This window comes from Parafrankia sp. FMc2 (genome assembly GCF_041008525.1).
In the GTDB taxonomy this organism is placed as follows: Bacteria; Actinomycetota; Actinomycetes; order Frankiales; family Frankiaceae; genus Parafrankia.
This window is the reverse complement of record NZ_JBFLUG010000525.1, coordinates 1-519: the sequence shown is the minus strand read 5'-3', so window position 1 is coordinate 519 and position 519 is coordinate 1. Positions and strand designations below refer to the sequence as shown.

The 519-nt window shown below is 64.0% G+C and carries 1 protein-coding gene; it reads right to left on the bottom strand.

The features are described 5' to 3' along the window. Positions 1–355 (bottom strand): ATP-binding protein (locus AB1460_RS38280; protein WP_368967510.1); only part of this gene is annotated, 355 nt, incomplete at its 3' end. Positions 356–519 lie beyond the last annotated feature (164 nt).

Here is a 519-nt window from a genome sequence, read left to right as displayed (position 1 = left end):
CCAGGCCGATGGCGAGATGGGTCTTCCCAACCCCAGGAGGGCCGAGCAGGACGACGTTCTCCGCCTTCGCGATGTAGGTGCTGGTTGCCAGATGCGCGAGCACATCACGGCGTAGGCTGGGAAGGTGGTCGAGGTTGAAGTCCTCCAGCGTTTTGACGGTGGGGAAGTGCGCGGTGCGGATCCGCATCACGGTCCCTTTGGATTCACGGTCGGCGACCTGGCGCTGCAGCAGCGCGGCGAGGTACTCTTCGTGGGACCAGTTCTCCGCGCGAGCCTGGACAGCAAGTTCTTCCCAGAACGCGCCGATCGTCGGGGTTTTCAACACCCGGGTCAGATAGGAGATCATCGCCGGCATGCCGTCGGGTGATCTGCCGGCGGGTTCCACCGACAGGGTGATTGGCGTCACTCGCTACTCGCTTTCTTCTCGCCCGGGGCGTTCCCGGAAGAATGATGGGTGAAATCGACGCCGAAAAGGGCGTCGTAGTCCGGCAACGCCCGCATCGTGACGGGATGGCCGTC